The sequence below is a fragment of the Lentimicrobium saccharophilum genome, from assembly GCF_001192835.1.
Lineage (GTDB): Bacteria > Bacteroidota > Bacteroidia > Bacteroidales > Lentimicrobiaceae > Lentimicrobium > Lentimicrobium saccharophilum.
Genome location: NZ_DF968182.1, coordinates 1,596,656 through 1,612,798 on the forward strand (window position 1 = coordinate 1,596,656; position 16,143 = coordinate 1,612,798).

The 16,143-nt window shown below is 46.9% G+C and carries 11 protein-coding genes; 6 read left to right on the forward strand and 5 right to left on the reverse strand.

Annotation, left to right across the window (positions count from 1 at the left end):
• Positions 1-57 precede the first annotated feature (57 nt).
• The 6 genes from TBC1_RS06015 (at position 58) to TBC1_RS06040 (ending at position 6,431) form a co-directional block, all read left to right on the forward strand.
• Positions 58-1,188: a transposase gene (locus tag TBC1_RS06015; RefSeq protein WP_137305471.1), complete on the forward strand. Its 1,131-nt coding sequence runs from the start codon at positions 58-60 to the stop codon at positions 1,186-1,188.
• Between the two features lie 459 nt (positions 1,189-1,647).
• The gene (locus tag TBC1_RS06020; protein ID WP_062039773.1) at positions 1,648-2,226 is read left to right on the forward strand and encodes a 30S ribosomal protein S16; all 579 of its coding nucleotides are present in this window, start codon (positions 1,648-1,650) and stop codon (positions 2,224-2,226) included.
• Between the two features lie 20 nt (positions 2,227-2,246).
• Positions 2,247-2,768: a ribosome maturation factor RimM gene (gene rimM / locus TBC1_RS06025; RefSeq protein ID WP_062039775.1), complete on the forward strand. Its 522-nt coding sequence runs from the start codon at positions 2,247-2,249 to the stop codon at positions 2,766-2,768.
• Between the two features lie 309 nt (positions 2,769-3,077).
• The gene (locus tag TBC1_RS06030; RefSeq protein WP_062039777.1) at positions 3,078-5,279 is read left to right on the forward strand and encodes a YCF48-related protein; all 2,202 of its coding nucleotides are present in this window, start codon (positions 3,078-3,080) and stop codon (positions 5,277-5,279) included.
• Between the two features lie 50 nt (positions 5,280-5,329).
• On the forward strand, positions 5,330-6,052 hold the full coding sequence (locus TBC1_RS06035; protein ID WP_062039779.1) for a tRNA1(Val) (adenine(37)-N6)-methyltransferase: 723 nt from the start codon (positions 5,330-5,332) through the stop codon (positions 6,050-6,052).
• Positions 6,053-6,095: 43 nt separating this feature from the next.
• Complete coding sequence (locus tag TBC1_RS06040) at positions 6,096-6,431, forward strand: DUF6150 family protein (RefSeq protein WP_062039780.1); 336 nt, start codon at positions 6,096-6,098, stop codon at positions 6,429-6,431.
• Positions 6,432-6,658: 227 nt separating this feature from the next.
• Here TBC1_RS06040 and TBC1_RS06045 read toward each other — a convergent pair whose 3' ends face one another.
• From TBC1_RS06045 to TBC1_RS06065, 5 genes are all read right to left on the reverse strand, one after another.
• On the reverse strand, positions 6,659-7,339 hold the full coding sequence (locus tag TBC1_RS06045; RefSeq protein ID WP_082189500.1) for an outer membrane beta-barrel protein: 681 nt from the start codon (positions 7,337-7,339) through the stop codon (positions 6,659-6,661).
• A gap of 267 nt (positions 7,340-7,606) precedes the next feature.
• Entirely contained in the window at positions 7,607-9,754 is a 2,148-nt protein-coding gene (locus TBC1_RS06050) for a Tex family protein (protein ID WP_172668841.1), read from the reverse strand.
• Positions 9,755-9,839: 85 nt separating this feature from the next.
• A complete protein-coding gene (locus TBC1_RS06055; RefSeq protein WP_172668842.1) occupies positions 9,840-10,523 on the reverse strand; it encodes a spermidine synthase in 684 nt (227 codons plus the stop codon).
• A 170-nt stretch (positions 10,524-10,693) separates the two neighbouring features.
• Positions 10,694-13,840: a T9SS type A sorting domain-containing protein gene (locus tag TBC1_RS06060; protein WP_062039787.1), complete on the reverse strand. Its 3,147-nt coding sequence runs from the start codon at positions 13,838-13,840 to the stop codon at positions 10,694-10,696.
• Between the two features lie 353 nt (positions 13,841-14,193).
• The gene (locus TBC1_RS06065; RefSeq protein WP_062039789.1) at positions 14,194-16,116 is read right to left on the reverse strand and encodes a T9SS type B sorting domain-containing protein; all 1,923 of its coding nucleotides are present in this window, start codon (positions 16,114-16,116) and stop codon (positions 14,194-14,196) included.
• Positions 16,117-16,143: the final 27 nt, after the last annotated feature.

The window sequence follows — 16,143 nt, forward strand, 5'->3', positions numbered from 1 at the left end:
GATTTGATACAAGGTTATACCAGAAATACAGACAAGGCTATTGAATCCAGAATAGCTATGCAGATTGTTAACGAAGCTGCATTATGCAATAACCGAATAAGAAGAAATAACTATATATCGCATCAGGGTTTTGAACTGCTTAATGGACTTGGATTCCTGGCTACCGATGAACAAGTTCATAAACTCCTTAATAAGCACACTGTTCAGGATTGCATTGAGTTACAGGAAGCATTGGCCTTGATTCGTTCCAATAACGGTCATTACCTCAGCAATCAGATAGCCATAGACCCTCATCGTATTCCATCAACAACTCAAAGAATAATGCCAAAAAAGAAAAAACAGCCCGATGAGCCATCCAAAAAAATGTTACAAACATTTTTTGCACTGGATACACAAACCGGCCAACCCATAGGGTGTGGCATAGGCTCTCCCGGTGTAAATACATCAAAGGCAGCAATAGCATTGATGAAACTAGTAGAAAAGGTAAATAAAAACGCATTGGTTTTAGCTGATAAAGAACACTTTACCGATCATCTAATCCAAAGCATTGACCAAAATAGCAGTTTTCAATTACTCGTACCTGCAATATCTACCGAGAGAATTAAGAAAATAGAAAGATCTCTGGAATACCAAAGAAAATGGGCAGGATATGCCATTGCAGAAACAACGTTCAATTTTAATGGGTCAAAGGAAAAATACAGGCTTATTTGTCAGCGTGAAGGTGAAACCCACAAAGATTTTTCATTCAAATCATTCTTGACTTTATCTGATAAACCGGTTGAAGAACTGCTTACTGAAGTATACCCTGAAAGATGGTCAATAGAAGAGTTTTTCAATTTTGATGGGGCAATGGGCTTCGACAGGGCTTCAACGTTTAACCTCAATATCAGGTATGGGAAAATGTCCTTGGCCTTGTTGGCTCAAGCGGCAACACATGAGTTTCGAAAAAAATTGCCCCAACCCTATAAAAAATGGAAGTCAACTCACCTGGCTGATGCAGTATTCTCAAAAATTGACGGAGATATAAGAGTAAAAGAAGACACCATAATTGTAACATGCTATAATGCCCCAAATGAGTTAAATTTACAACAAAACTACCAAGGACTACCGGAAAAGCTTATAAGTGAAGGCATCAATCCTAAAATCCCATGGCTTTATGACTTTAAGCTGGATTTTAGGTTCAAATAGCCTTTTACTAAAATGAATACTCGCCAGAAAATCTTTGATAGCTATCGGGATCGGGATCGGTTCTTCGCTAACGCTCAGAAAGACTGCAATTTGCATGTGTTTTTTAAGGAGGGGGCTTGGTGGCGGCTTCGCCGCCACCAAGCCCCCTCCTTTGAATTCTAAAACATTGTCTTTCTGAGCGTAACATCGTGGAGCGAAGAACCGACCAAAGGGAGCTCACCGGAAGTAATCTCCAAGTTCATTATCCGGTTTTTCCGGACAACAATGATTTTTTAAATACCCACTTCCTTCTGCTTACTGCTTACTACATACTTCTTACTGGCAGCTTCAACCTCAGCCTTAGCCTCATCATAGAAAATCAAAAGAAATCCCTTCCAACTCTTTGATATGTCAGAAATTATCCGTTATTTTGCACCCCTGTTTCAAAAATCACAGTTTTAACTACTTAATTTAAGATTTATGCCAACAAAAATGAGATTACAACGTCATGGTAAAAAGGGCAGGCCTTTTTATCACATTGTAATTGCGGACGGTCGTGCACCCCGGGATGGAAGATTCATCGAAAAGATTGGCACGTATAACCCAGTTGCGAAACCTGCCGAGATTGATCTCAATTTCGAAAAAGCTTACGACTGGTTTGTTAAAGGAGCTGACCCCACCCCAACCGTGAAGGCTATCCTGAGCGAAAAGGGCGTCCTGCTCTACAACCACCTGATGAAAGGCGTTGCAAAAGGCGCATTTACCAAGGAAGTTGCTGAAGTTCGTTTCAACGAATGGAAAGAATCCAAGGAAAACAAGACCAGCAGTGCTGTGAAAGCCATTGAACTGAGCGAGAAGGAAGCTGCCAAGAAGCGTCTGGAAGCCGAAGCCAAGGTTAACGAAGCCCGCGCTGAAGCCATCGCCAAAAAACGCATGCAGGAAGCTCAGGCCGCTGCCGGCGAAACCGAAGAAGCCGCTGCCGAAGCCGCCGAAGAAGCCGCCGAAGAAGCCGCCGAAGAACCTGCAGCAGAAGCTGCCGAAGAAACCGCCGCCGAGTAATTCCGGCCATTTCCGGGACTATGGAAGGGTATTTCTATCTGGGCAGAATCCTCAAACTTTTTGCTTCCAAAGGAGCCCTTCTGGTCAATCTTGATGCTGACAACCCGGAAGACTACATAAATCTGGAATCAGTTTTCGTTCGTATGAATGAACAACTGATTCCATTTTTTATTACCGATATTCAGCTCCGGCACAACAACAACGCGGTATTCACCTTTATGGATATCGACTCGCCCGAACAGGCTTCCCTGCTCACCGGCTGCGAATTATATCTGCCTGTGGAAATGCTGCCTCCCCTCACGGGTAACCGGTTTTATTACCATGAAATCAAAGGGTGGCGTGTCGTTGATGAAGCATTCGGCGATACCGGAATTGTGGAAGAAGTGCTGGAATACCCCCACCAGGCCATACTGCGCATCATGCGTGGCGAGAAAGAAATCCTCGTCCCCGTCAGCGACGACATCATTACCGGCGTCGACCGTGAAAACCGAACCCTCAGCATCCGTGCCCCGGAAGGACTGATAGAGATGTACCTGGAATAAATCCGGACAAAAGCCTGCATTCCTTAACTATATAACCGGTTCGTAATCCCATCCATAATTCCAGCAATCTTATTTCCCGTTAACCACAAGCACTGATCGTTTTACAGATTCAATACTGCATAGCGGGAATAACCATAACTAACTAATTATCATATTTTTATTAATATAAATCACACAATTTACTGCAGCAGAAATTACTGAATACTTATTTCGCCCCGCATTAGTTCTGATAAAACAATAAAATATTGCATTCATTTCAATATCTTTGATCGAGCAAGAAAAAAATCCATACGTTTATTCAAATCCGTTATGAAGCAAATACAATTATTTCTGATCAGCCTTATCATGCTCTATATCCCGGCTACCGGACAATTGCCCTGGTCACGCGTCTCTCCGGTACCCCAGGAAAACACCATCAACGACATCGCACAGATTCCGGGCTCCGGCAGGCTGATGGCTGTGGGCGCAGGCGCTACCGTAATGCGTTCTGACAATGGCGGAACCAGCTGGACGATAATGCTTAATCCCGCCGGAATGAATAATTTTTACACGGGGAAAGGCATACGTTTCATTGATGAAACTACCGGATTTATAAACGGCGGCAGGGAAACCATATTAAAAACCACCGATGCGGGAGATTCCTGGTCATTGAAATACCAGGGAAACACCATGTATGAAACACAATACATCAACCATCTGCAGTTTATTAATGACTCCGCCGGATTTGCATGCGGCGAAAACGGACTGCTGTTAAAAAGCAACGATAAGGGCGAAACATGGATCCCTCTTGAAAGCGGCACAACGGCGGGGCTCAAAAAAATCATTTTTCCCGACAGTTTAAATGGCTTCATTTATTCTGGAACCGACGGATTGAAAACCTGTGACGGAGGCAGCACATGGACCTGGGACACCATCTTCCGGGACCTGCCGGTAAACCGGGTTGACGACTGCATATTTACAAATGACTCCACAGGATTTGTATTTGTATATTCAAGTCAGCCAGACTACGAAAGTTACATTTATAAGACTACAGATGCCGGCAACACCTGGACTCAGGTTTATGAAGATCCGGGTAGTGCTTATACGGGAAAATTCGCCTTTTTTAATGAGCAGCAGGGCATGATCGCCTGTGCCACCTGGATGTACCAGACAAAAATACTGCTAACCAATGACGCCGGCGAAACCTGGAATGAGATAGCGCAGCCCTGGCTTCCATGGTACTCAACCAATGCATTTACATGTACCGGAGAAACCTCCGCTATCGCAGCAGGAAATAATGGAATGATCTATCATTCATCGAACGGAGGACAAAGCTGGGAAGCCGGATACGAAAGGATTTTTACAGGAGCAATCTACAAGGCACAGTTTACAGATCCCCTTACGGGATTTGTTCTTACCAACACAGGAAGCGGCGGGGTGGCAAGCATCAGCCTTTTAACAACAAGCGATGGGGGCAGCACATGGGCAAATATCTTCCAAAACAGCTGGTCAGCAACCCTGGATTTCCACTTTATCAGCAATTTAACGGGCTATCTCTTCACAGAGCAGTTCAGCGATACAATGTCTGTCTTTAAAACCACCGATGGGGGCGATACCTGGACCATTTGTCCGGGCAGCCTCAGCTTTTCCATTGATCAAAAAGACATTTTATTCTATGATGAAGAAACAGGGATCGTAACCGGAGATTTTGAGGTATATAAAACTACTGATGGCGGACAGAACTGGGCCAATATTGCTCCGGGAAACGGAATTTTCAACAAAATAGCACTCCGGTCAGCAGAAGAAATTTTGATCACCGGGTCATACAACAATCAGGCAGCACTCTTCCAGTCCATTGACGGCGGAGACAGCTGGACCATCCGGACCATAGACGAGGCTGATTTTGCCGGCGAGATTGCCTTACCGGGCGATGAAACCATAGTGGTCACCTGCGGGACCAAAATCATGAAGTCGGATGACAATGGCAATAACTGGTCGCAAGCAGCGACCGGGGCAACCCCCATCGAATATAAAGCCCTGTTCTTCCCCTCTTTGCTTACCGGGTATGCTATGGGCGAAGGCCCGTTCAGCACCATAGAAAAAACCACCAATGGCGGAAACACCTGGTTTCCTTTGAACACAAATACCTCATCCGCCCTGAATGCCGCCTGGTTTCCGGACGATGACAACGGATTTGTCTTCGGGGAAAGGGGGCTGATGATAGAAACTTCAACCGGAGGGGTGACGGATGCAAACCTCCAGGTAACCGAAGAAAACTCAGCCTTGTTTATAATCTCTCCCAATCCGGTTTCCGGTGGTTTTATCCTCAGTGCAAAGCCGGGAAGCAACCTTCAGGGTTCTGCAACACTCTCCGTTACCAGTCTGACGGGAAGTCTTATCCGGGAGCAAATCATCCGTGATCCGGGCCAGCCTGAATATGTTTCAACGGACATGCTGAAACCGGGCATCTACCTTATTACCATCCACACCAAAAACGGAATTCAGGAGACGCACAAACTAGTGAAACTTTAAGTAGTGCGCTAAAAGCAGACTGCGTTCCGCTGAAATCCGTTGGCCGGATAATGCGTATCTTTGCCGCCATGGCATTCCGTTTTAAACAATTCAGCGTTGAGGACACCGCATGTACCATGAAGGTGGGTACCGACTCCGTATTGCTCGGCGCCTGGGCCGCGGTAAACGGCAGCAGCAAGATATTGGATATTGGCACCGGTTGCGGCATCCTCGCGCTAATGGCGGCTCAACGGAGCGGAGCGGGCATTATCGGGATTGACATTGACACAGCTTCGGTTGAGGCTGCACACATTAACTTCAGCCGTTCACCCTGGAGCGAAAGGCTTACGGCCTTTAACCTGAGCCTGCAGGACTTTTGCTCCAAAAATCCCCCGCAGTTTGACCATATCCTTACCAATCCGCCTTTTTTTATCAATTCGCTGAAAGCCCCCCTGCCTTCGCGTAACAGGGCCAGGCACAACGATGAACTGCCTTTTCCGGAACTGGCAAAACACTGCCGGCAGTTGTTGAAACCGGAAGCCAAGTTAAGCCTGGTGCTGCCTGTTCAGGAGGCTGCCCTGTTTTTGAATACTGCCAGGGAAAACGGATTATATCTTAGCCGGACGCTGGAGATCCGTCCTTACACTCACCGCCCCGTCAACCGCATGCTGATGGAGTTTAGGAGAAATCCGGCCAATGAAACTGCAACCGACAGGTTGGGTATTCGCGGAGAGGACAATTCATATACCCCTGAATACAGGAACCTTACCAAAAATTTCTACCTCAATTTCTGACGTAAAGGCATTGTTTTTGATCGGTATTGAAAAACATTTCACCATGAAAAGGCTCCTTCTCTCCCTGATTTTAGCCGGTTTGATGCAAGGCTTTGTCCATGCCCAAAAAATATTTTCCTGCGAAAACCGATACGATGCTGATTTTAAGGTATATGTAGTAAAAAACCGATACGATGCCGATCTGCTTGTTTACAAAGTCTCCAACCGTTACGATGTTGACACCGATGGCCGCTGGTATTTTGTGGAAAACCGCTACGATGCCGATAAAAAAATCTGGTTTGCCGAAAACCGTTATGATGCCGACCTGCTGATCTTTTTTGTTGAAAACCGCTACGATGCAGGCTGGAGAAACCGGAGTAAGATGCACCTGGTTTTTTGATTGCGGTCCCGATCCCGAATGCTATCAGGACTATCGGGAGCGGATTTCGGATTTCGGATTTTGGATTGCACTTGTCTCGTAAGACGGCGATAGCAGGATAACGAAAGATTGCGGAACAATCAAAACCTCAGCCTTAGCCTTAGCCTCAACCTTGGTTACTGAGCAGCTTGTGGTGAGTATAGCCGAACCAAGCCAAAGCACAACCTCAACCTTAGCCTAAACTTAAATTAAAACTGTGGCTGCGGGCCCTGACGTCTCGATTCACGGCTCAGTCGTTCGTTGAATACATAGATCAGTCTGAAGGAAAACAGTCCGTTGTATTGATCACGGATATTGGGGCGCCCTGTTTTGGAATCAATGATTTCGCGGGTGGCAATGGGGCGTATGGAATAAGCGTAGCGGGCATTGAACCGCAGGCGTTCGAATACCCGGAACCTGACATCAAGCAGGAAATTTAAATCACTGCTTCGGTAGATGCCACTTTCGAGGGTGGTGGCGGGCATCTCGTAACCGTTGCGTTGCTCCCACACCTTGACCAGGCGGCCCCACGACATCCCTGCTCCGAAGGTAACAATATCTTTATCCGTAAAATGAAGCAATACAGGAACTTCTAAATAATTCAATTTCAGATCATAAGAGCCATCCAGAGAATCGAGATATTTAACCCGCTGATGAGCACCCTTTTCGCTGTAAATATTTTCGATACTCACCGACCATTTGTTGTTGAATGGCACAATGGCCGACAACCCGGTATTCAATCCGAAATTCTTATAGCCATATACCTCGTCACCGTCAACCTGCGTAGCGTTCAGCCCGACGATGGCCGCCCCCATAATCCGCTGTCCATAACCGGTCTGCACCGAAATCACGGCAATAAACAACAATACCCCTGTAATTCGCTTTATCATTTCACATTAAAAACAAAAACCTCAAATCAAACGGGATCCCGCCTTTTTTCGTATAAACTGCATTTAAATTACCATCACCTCCCCGGCCCATGATCAATTGACTGGCGGCGAATCTGTTTTACAACTAACAGGTTAGAATATAACCTGTTAAGATAACTCCGGTACTTTACTCCCGGTTAAAGCGCCTCTTTTACACCTAACAGGTTAGAAGAAAACCTGTTAGGTGAATATTACTTCATATATACAACCTTAACCTCAGCCTCCCCTCTACCCTGCGGCTTCCTTCATCGACAGAGAAATCCTTTTCCGGGCTACATCTACATCCATTACCTTTACACGGACTTTCTGGGTAAGTTTTACCACTTCATTCGGGTCGCGCACAAAACGGTTAGCCATCTGGCTAACATGTACCAGACCGTCCTGGTGGACGCCGATATCCACAAAAGCACCAAAAGCAGTAATATTGGTAATGATGCCGTTTAAAATCATCCCGGGCTTCAGGTCCTCAATGGAGTTGATGCTGTTATCAAATTCAAAAAGATCAAATTGTTCTCGCGGGTCCCGGCCGGGTTTGGCCAGTTCCTGCAAAATATCATTGATGGTTGGCAAACCCGCTGACTGGGTAACAAAATGCTCCGGCATGATTTTCTTCCTCAGTTCCTCCTGTTCTATCAGGTTCTTCACAGTACACCCAAGGCTATCGGCCATTCGTTGCACAATATCATAGCTTTCAGGATGCACAGCGCTCCGGTCGAGAGGATTTTCGGCATCGCGTATCCGCAGAAAGCCTGCTGCCTGCTCAAAAGCCTTATCCCCAAAACGTTTCACCTTCAGCAGTTCCTTTCTCGAACGGAAGGCTCCGTTTTTGTTGCGGTGTTCCACGATGTTGCCGGCAATTGAAGGTCCAAGCCCCGAAACATAACTCAGCAATTGTTTACTGGCCGTATTCAGCTCCACCCCAACCTGGTTCACGCAGCTGATTACGGTATCCTCAAGACTGTGTTGAAGCGACTGCTGATTCACATCATGCTGATACTGACCGACTCCAATGGATTTAGGATCAATCTTCACCAGTTCGGCCAGGGGGTCCATCAGACGCCGGCCAATGGAAACGGCTCCGCGGACCGTTACATCATATTCAGGAAACTCCTCGCGGGCGACTGCTGAAGCCGAATACACGGATGCACCACTTTCGTTCACCATAATTGAAACCAAGGGCCTGTCGAAGGGAATTTTTCTGATGAAATTTTCCGTTTCCCTTCCGGCAGTGCCATTTCCGATAGCAATCGCTTCGACACCGTAGGCCGAAACCAGGTTCTTCACCTTGGCAACCGCTTCACGCACTTCGTTTTGCGGTGGATGCGGATAAATGGTTTCGTTATGCAGCAGACGGCCCTGCCGGTCGAGACATACAAGTTTGCATCCGGTCCGGAATCCGGGATCGATGGCAAGCACATTTTTCTGTCCCAGCGGAGCTGCCAGCAACAGTTGCCTCAGGTTGCCCGCAAAAACCTTAATGGCTTCATCGTCGGCCTTTTGTTTGGCCAATTGCCGCATTTCCGTTTCCATCGAAGGCTGCAGCAATCTTTTATAGGCATCTTTCACTGCCATCTCCACCTGGCGGGTCACCTCATTATCACCTTTCAGAAATATCCTGTTGAGGCGCGCAATCGCCTTTTCTTCGGCAGGCTCCACTGCCAGGCGCAGAAACCCCTCCTCTTCTCCCCTGAACATTGCCAGAATGCGGTGCGAAGGGGCCCTGAGAATCTGCTCAGTGGTATCATAATAATTCTGATAGTGGATGCCTTCAAGTTCCTTGCCTTTAACCGGGCGTGATGAAATCATGGCCTCCCGGGTAAACAGATTACGCACCTGTTCCCTTGCCGGAAGACTTTCATTGACCCATTCGGCAATGATATCCCTGGCGCCTGCAAGGGCGTCTTCGGCACTGTTTACAGATTTCTCCGGATCAATAAAGGCTTCCGCTTTTTCTTCAGGATCAACCGGATTTTGCGCCATAAGAATCTTTGCTAGGGGTTCAAGTCCTTTTTCCCTGGCAATGGTCGCGCGGGTTTTGCGTTTGGGCTTATAGGGAAGGTAAAGATCTTCGAGCGCAGTGAGTGTAGTGGCTTCCCGGATCTGCTTTTCAAGCTCCGGAGTCAGCTTTTCCTGTTCCTGAACCGAACCCAGAATATACTCCCGGCGCTTCTCAAGCTCCATAAGCTGTTGGTGACGGTCGCGAATGGCCGCAAGCTGCACTTCATCAAGACTGCCGGTCATCTCCTTGCGGTAACGGGCCATAAACGGGATGGTTGCCCCGCCTTCCATCAGCTTGATGGTATTGAACACCTGCCAGGGCTGAAGATTCAGTTCCCGGGCAATCATCTCAGCAAATTGATTATTCTGATCTGTCATTATTACTTTATTTTCTTCCAAACAAAATTTCAGTCCCTAAATCTTTCCTTGCGACGGCATTTCAAGCGCTTTCCGGGGGTAACAATTATCTGGTTCCGGTTATCATCAGATTTGGGGCCCGCTTATTCACTGCTATCCTGAAAGTGCTAGTGTTGCTGAATATTTCAGCAAAGCGCTTCTCCAGTGCCGAAGCCTCCTTCTCCAGGCCGGGTGAACCGGCGAATTTATTGAAAACCACCTTTCCGCCCGGCACAATTATGCGATACAGGTTCCGGATAAAGGCTTCATTTTCAAATTGCGGAGGCACAAAGCGGTCCAGGTAGATATCCACAACGATCAGTTTGAAATACTGCGTACAACGCTCAATATAAGCCAAAGCATCATCCCGGATGATTTCAAGTGCCGGCAGCCGCCCGATGTTGAAATGCTCCTGTGCAGCCCTCAGCACAACGCCATCAAGTTCAACACCGGTAAGCGGATTATCAAACCCTAACTCTTCACGAAGGATAACTGCCACGCTTCCCGCGCCGAAGCCAAGAATCAACACCTCATCATCTGGATTCAGGTCAGGAGGGTCCAGCCGGAAATACTTTCTGAATGCATCGTGCAACGGCCCGTACGAATAGTTTACATTTTCAGCATTCAGCTGATAACGGCCGTTCACGAGGGCAACCTCAATCACAGGATTAACATCGCCTGTATATTGCTCAATGATCTGCCCGCCGGCAAAACTGGATAGATACCTGAAGGCATCACGGCTGATTTTCACGATGGATAAAGCTTTATGCAAAGATAAAAAAAGCCGGTATGAACCGGCTGATGCATTTTCTGTAAACCAAAACCGGTCTTTCAACCCTGTTCGCTCAGATAAGAACCGCAGTTTAAAAGCAGCGCTTAAATATATCTTTCACTTTTTTGATGACTCCCCGTTAACAGGGCTTACATCTGCTGAATGATAAGTTTTCGTACAATTACCGCCTCATCGCTGGCCAGTCTCAGGTAATACATTCCTGGTTTGCAGTTACGCAATGAAAGGGTGGATGAAAATAAATTTCCGTGAACCAGCGAAATTACTTCAGTATAAATTCGTTTACCCTGTAATGTAAACACTTCAAGATCAGCTATTCCCTTCAATCCTTCAATATGAATGCTGAATTCTCCGCTGGAAGAAGGATTCGGATATACCTGCATGCGGTTATCCTCATTCATCTCATCGATTCCATAACTGCAATTCTGAAAAGTGAAATACACTGCAATTTCGCCCTGATTAGAGCATCCGGTAACCGGATCGTCAACTGTTACATTATACTCCTGAATATCAAAACTGATTCCTGAAGTTTTGATGTCTATGGTCTGTGTAACTGCACCATTGCTCCAGAGGTAAGAAGATCCGGGATTTCCCGCATTCAGGGTTATGGTATCATACACGCAGACACCGATTTCGACCGGACTGATATACTGAATCCTCGGGTCATTGGCTGGTGGGAGACTGATGGAAGGCAAAGGATTTACCCTGACCCTCACACTGCCCGACGTGGAATTGAAACCGTCATATACTTCAACCGAATAAACAGTCTCGACCAGAGGCTCCACAACAGGGTTGGGATCGTTCGAGGTAAATCCCGGCGGGTTGGAAGTCCATAAATATGACTCATACAGTCCTGAACCTCCACCCGGAAGAGCCTGTATCTGAGTACTCTCGCCACGGCATATTACAGAGTCTACTGCCGTAGGGTTCACATGAAGCGGCCCTCCTTCAACAATTACAAGTGTTTGTGAATCGGAGGCGCATCCATTATGATCCGAAACTTCGAGGGTAAAACTCTGACTTACATAAAGGTTTAAAGTAGGGGTTACTGGCATGGTGGGAGCCAGTACCATATCGGCCGGACTCCACTGGTAAGTATAAGGGCCTGTACCTCCGGTAACGGATGAAATCAGCATAGCGCTGGTGCCATGTGGAATAATCTGATCAGCACCGGCGGAAACCACCGGCAACGGATGTATGGTCACGACAACATTTCGGCTGACCGAAGATTCTCCATCGTTTACAATCACCGTATAGGTTGTCGTCTGAAGGGGTGCTACTGTAGGTTCAGGAAGGGTTGAGCTGAATCCGGGAGGATTTGAAGTCCATTCATAAGTATATTGCCCGGTACCACCATAGGCAAGCACTGTAAGCTGAGTCTGATCACCCAGACAAACAGCTGGAGGGCTGGCGTAAGCATTGCAGCTCAGCACCCCGCCTTCAACAGTAATCAGCACCTGGTCCTGACCAATACAACCTGTCTGATTGTCGGTTACCGTGAGTGTAAAAACAGTAGTCGTGTTCATAACAACCGTGGTCGGTTGCAACACATTGGGATTCAACAACAAGGCAGCAGGTTCCCAATGATAGGTATAACTTCCTGATCCTCCGGCAACACCAGCCGGTATGGTATAGGAGGTTCCTTCCGGAATACCGGTATCCGGTCCGGCATTTACTTCAGGATTCGGATTTACTGTAAGATAGATGGAGTCTGTGGCTGTGCATCCCCATTCATTGGCTACCGTGCATCTGTACCAACCTGTGGTATCTCCGAGAATGGTCTGCGAAACCGAGCCGTCATGCCAGATATATGAATTGTACTGCCCGGGATCCAAATAAAACGCTTCACTCGCACAAATTGTCGTATCATTCCCCAGCGATACAGTTGTTGAAGGATGAATCCTTATAAACCGGTTTACGGTTTTCGACTGGCCATAAAGGTAGACAACCAGCCCTACGCCGTACAGACCGGGACCTGGAAATGTATAGGAAGGATTCATCACCGTTGAATTTGACCCGTTGGGAAAGGTCCACTTCAGTGAGTCCGGAGTATCGGAAGCACTGGCATAAAACTGGATCACATTGCCGTCGCACGCCGGCTCGTCCCAGTAAAAGTCAACGGTCAGATAGAAAAATGATTGTATAAATGGCGGAAGTCCATACCGGCATTCCCTGCCTCCAAGGTTAACAGCATTTTCAACAAAATCACAAGCTGAGCCCAATGCATTGGGTTGGTTTATCCTGGAAAGATAAGGAGATCCATACCTGGCAATATAAAGTCTGTTATCAGGGCCTAACTGCAGGGCACCAATGGGATCAGAACTCTGTCCAACAGAAGCCACAACTGTTCTTGAATTCAGAATGGTGGTCGGATCTCCGGAAGAGAGATCATACTGATGGATTTTTCTGTTTGACTTCCATTCACCTATGTATAATCTTGAACTGTTGGGAGAAAATTCAACCCCATAAGGACCGCCCGGATCCCCCCCTCCCGGATTTGTATAAGTATTATCAGTAACCAGATGAGTAATGATCCCGGTAGAGTTATCAAAATTATAAATTCCTACATCAAAGGCAGTATTATTTGCTGCAGCGATTTTTGTCCCGTCGGGTGACACCTTCAGGTAACCTTTCGAAGCCTGACCAATGTTTCCGACAAGCGGCGGGCCTGTTGAACTGATAACAGGTGTGGTATTTACCCCGTCCCAGGTGATACGATAAGCATAAAAATCAGAATTTCCCCATTTTTTTGTGATCACCCAGAATGTCTGTCCATCGGCATGCCCGACCGCTGTAACCTTTTCGCAGGCCAGCGGGACCAGTGAGATATTTTTTTCAGTCGTCACCACATCGCCCAAACCGTCATTGAGCAACATATCAACCTTGGTATAGGAAAGCCCGTTGGCCAGGCCATTATCTGCAGCATCTACCGTAAAGATATAGTATTCTGTAGTGCTGCCCGGCTTTGGAACTATGATCCCGGACTGGGTACTGGACGAATGCCCCCACAATCCAAAACCATTGGGCATCTGCGCGTGATTCTTATTGTACACAAAACGGCCATCTGTATAGAATTCGAGTGCTCCAGCAGCAGTGGATATGGACGAACACCCTTCTCCTGTATTCAGCGCACCGTTGTTTAAGGGCACCGGGGGACCCATTGCAAAACTTATCCCGGCATACTGGCCAAAGTACCAGTAATTGGCCTGTTTCTGAGCATTGACTGTTAAAAACGAGGTGAGCAATGCTAGGAATATTGCAATATTTTTATAGTTCATCTGACAGCTGTTTTTTTTTACCTCTCATATACAAATGTAAATATTTTTAAAACATGCAATAAGATTCCCCTGCAAAACTGAACGTTTATATGCTGACAACAAGGCAAAAATCGAAATACCCGGCCATAGCATTCAGGTGGCTTGTTCCCCGCTAACCCTGATTGCCGAAATCTCCAGGCGTAATAGAGGTAAAGGGATCCGGATAATTTAACAAATATCGCTGACAGGTGAAAGAGTACATTCAGGAAACAGATCTAATGGCTTATCCTGCCCAAAAAATTAACTGATAAGGAATCAGGTCCTGAAGAAAAAAAGCCGGTCAAAGCCGGCCTTATTAAGTAATTGCAGATAAACTACCGGAACAGCATAACGCTTCCTTTGTATTTTACCTTACCAATGGAGGATACATTCCCGATCACATTAAAGGTCATATACCATGCATAAATTCCGGCCGGAGCCTGTTCTCCGTTAAAGGTGCCATCCCACTGGTCAGCAAAGTTTGTCGTCTCCCATACTCTTTGTCCCCAGCGATTATGAATCACAAGTGCATAATCAGAGATTCCGTCACTGGGCCCCAGGGGCCTAAAGTAATCATTTAACGCGTCTCCGTTCGGTGAGAAAGCTGTGGGCAGAGATATATCCAGGGCGATGATTCTAAGGCTGTCAGTGTTCAGGCAACAGTTAATATCAATATATTCTGCAATATACAACCCGGGATCGGTAACATTATAATAACGTCCATCGCTCCCGTCCTGCCATAGGTATGAATACATATCTGCACCGGCATCAAGCGGAATGGTTGAACCCGGGAAAATATACAGGCTGTCAGGAAGAAAACTTTTGGGTGGCAGGTTATTGATTACCACCTGGGAGGTAGTCGAAAATGATTGTCCGCCGAAAGTTTCAGTAAGTGTAACATTATAGGTGCCCGGGCCGCTGAATACATGCACCGGATTAAGCCCGGTTCCGGGCGTGGTATTACCCGGGTCGCCGAAATCCCATGTTGCCTGATCGATATTGGAGGTGTTCAGGATGGTAAACAGGGTTTCATCCCCGTCGCATTTGGTGTCGTAGTCAAATGGCGGGATATCGAAGAAACTCTGGATAAATGTGGGCAGGCCATTCTGTCCGCGTTTACCGCCAAGTGAGAATCCGGACTCATTGTAGTTGCAATACACACCCGGGCGGTTGGGATTTTCTATTACACCAAGAATATCGCGCTGATAACGGGTTACATATATTTTACCATCACGTCCCAGCTGCAACGCGGACACATCAGCTTCGAGCGGGGCGATATTAATCTCAGTCATCAGATTACCATTGGAAAGATCGTATTGATAAAGATGATTATCCCTCCCGGTACTAAGGTTAGTCACGGTTACGTACAATTTACTGCCGTCCGGTGAAAATTCGACATAATAAGGCCCTTGGTTTGGTGACAGAAGCGGAGGCGTAAGTGCTACAGCTCCACTGACAGATCCGCTGCCATTGTTGAAAGAAAACACTTCAACGACGCCTTTACCGAATGAAGCATACGCCAGTTTATCCCCTTTAGGGCTGATTTTCATGGCTCCTACACTTTCCCTCGCGTTGTAATCATCACTCAGTACCGAGCCGGCACTACTCACAACAGGTGTGGTATTAACACCTTCATTGGTAACCTCGTAAGCATAGAAATTATTGTTACCCAGGCCGTGGGTAACCACCCAGTAGCCTTTCCCATCAGCCTTTTTCACACCCGATATCATTTCGGCCGACTTCGGCAACAGGTTAATATCCCGGTCAGCGGTTACCGCTCCCGCTCCGTTACCAAGGGTAAGGTCAACCCTTGAATAATTGAAACCTTTGGTTGTTCCGAAAGCGGCAGGATATTGGATGTCCGTGGTAAAAACATAGAGCATCTGAGGAGTTCCCGGATTCTGCACAATCAGCGAGGATTGCGTTGAACCCAGGTCACCTGCCAGGTTAGGGCCAAAATTAATCAGGTTATGATTGCCGTTCCAAACCCTGATCCCATCCGTATAGAGCAGAAGATTCCCATCCTCGTCAGAATAAACGGCTGTACCTTTTCCTACAGGCAGGTTATTGTTTGACAGATTATTCAGCGAAACACCGGCATCGCTAAACCGCAATCCGGCATTCTGAAAGAAAAACCAGTTATCGGCCTGCCGGGGCGGGACATATGAACATCTGTTAACAGCACGGCTTTGGGCCAACATCATCATCGGGAGACCGATGATAAGCATCAGCAGCGAAATAGGCAGATTTCTTTTCATTAAGGAATTCTTCATTTAGTTCCGGTA

Bases quoted from the DNA above. Each gene is read 5' to 3' on its own strand.
- TBC1_RS06065 (WP_062039789.1), bottom strand. From the start codon at position 16,116: ATGAAAAGAAATCTGCCTATTTCGCTGCTGATGCTTATCATCGGTCTC.
- TBC1_RS06015 (WP_137305471.1), top strand. From the start codon at position 58: ATGCAGATTGTTAACGAAGCTGCATTATGCAATAACCGAATAAGAAGA.
- TBC1_RS06030 (WP_062039777.1), top strand. From the start codon at position 3,078: ATGAAGCAAATACAATTATTTCTGATCAGCCTTATCATGCTCTATATC.
- TBC1_RS06040 (WP_062039780.1), top strand. From the start codon at position 6,096: ATGAAAAGGCTCCTTCTCTCCCTGATTTTAGCCGGTTTGATGCAAGGC.
- TBC1_RS06020 (WP_062039773.1), top strand. From the start codon at position 1,648: ATGCCAACAAAAATGAGATTACAACGTCATGGTAAAAAGGGCAGGCCT.
- TBC1_RS06045 (WP_082189500.1), bottom strand. From the start codon at position 7,339: ATGATAAAGCGAATTACAGGGGTATTGTTGTTTATTGCCGTGATTTCG.
- TBC1_RS06050 (WP_172668841.1), bottom strand. From the start codon at position 9,754: ATGACAGATCAGAATAATCAATTTGCTGAGATGATTGCCCGGGAACTG.
- TBC1_RS06035 (WP_062039779.1), top strand. From the start codon at position 5,330: ATGCGTATCTTTGCCGCCATGGCATTCCGTTTTAAACAATTCAGCGTT.
- rimM (WP_062039775.1), top strand. From the start codon at position 2,247: ATGGAAGGGTATTTCTATCTGGGCAGAATCCTCAAACTTTTTGCTTCC.
- TBC1_RS06060 (WP_062039787.1), bottom strand. From the start codon at position 13,840: ATGAACTATAAAAATATTGCAATATTCCTAGCATTGCTCACCTCGTTT.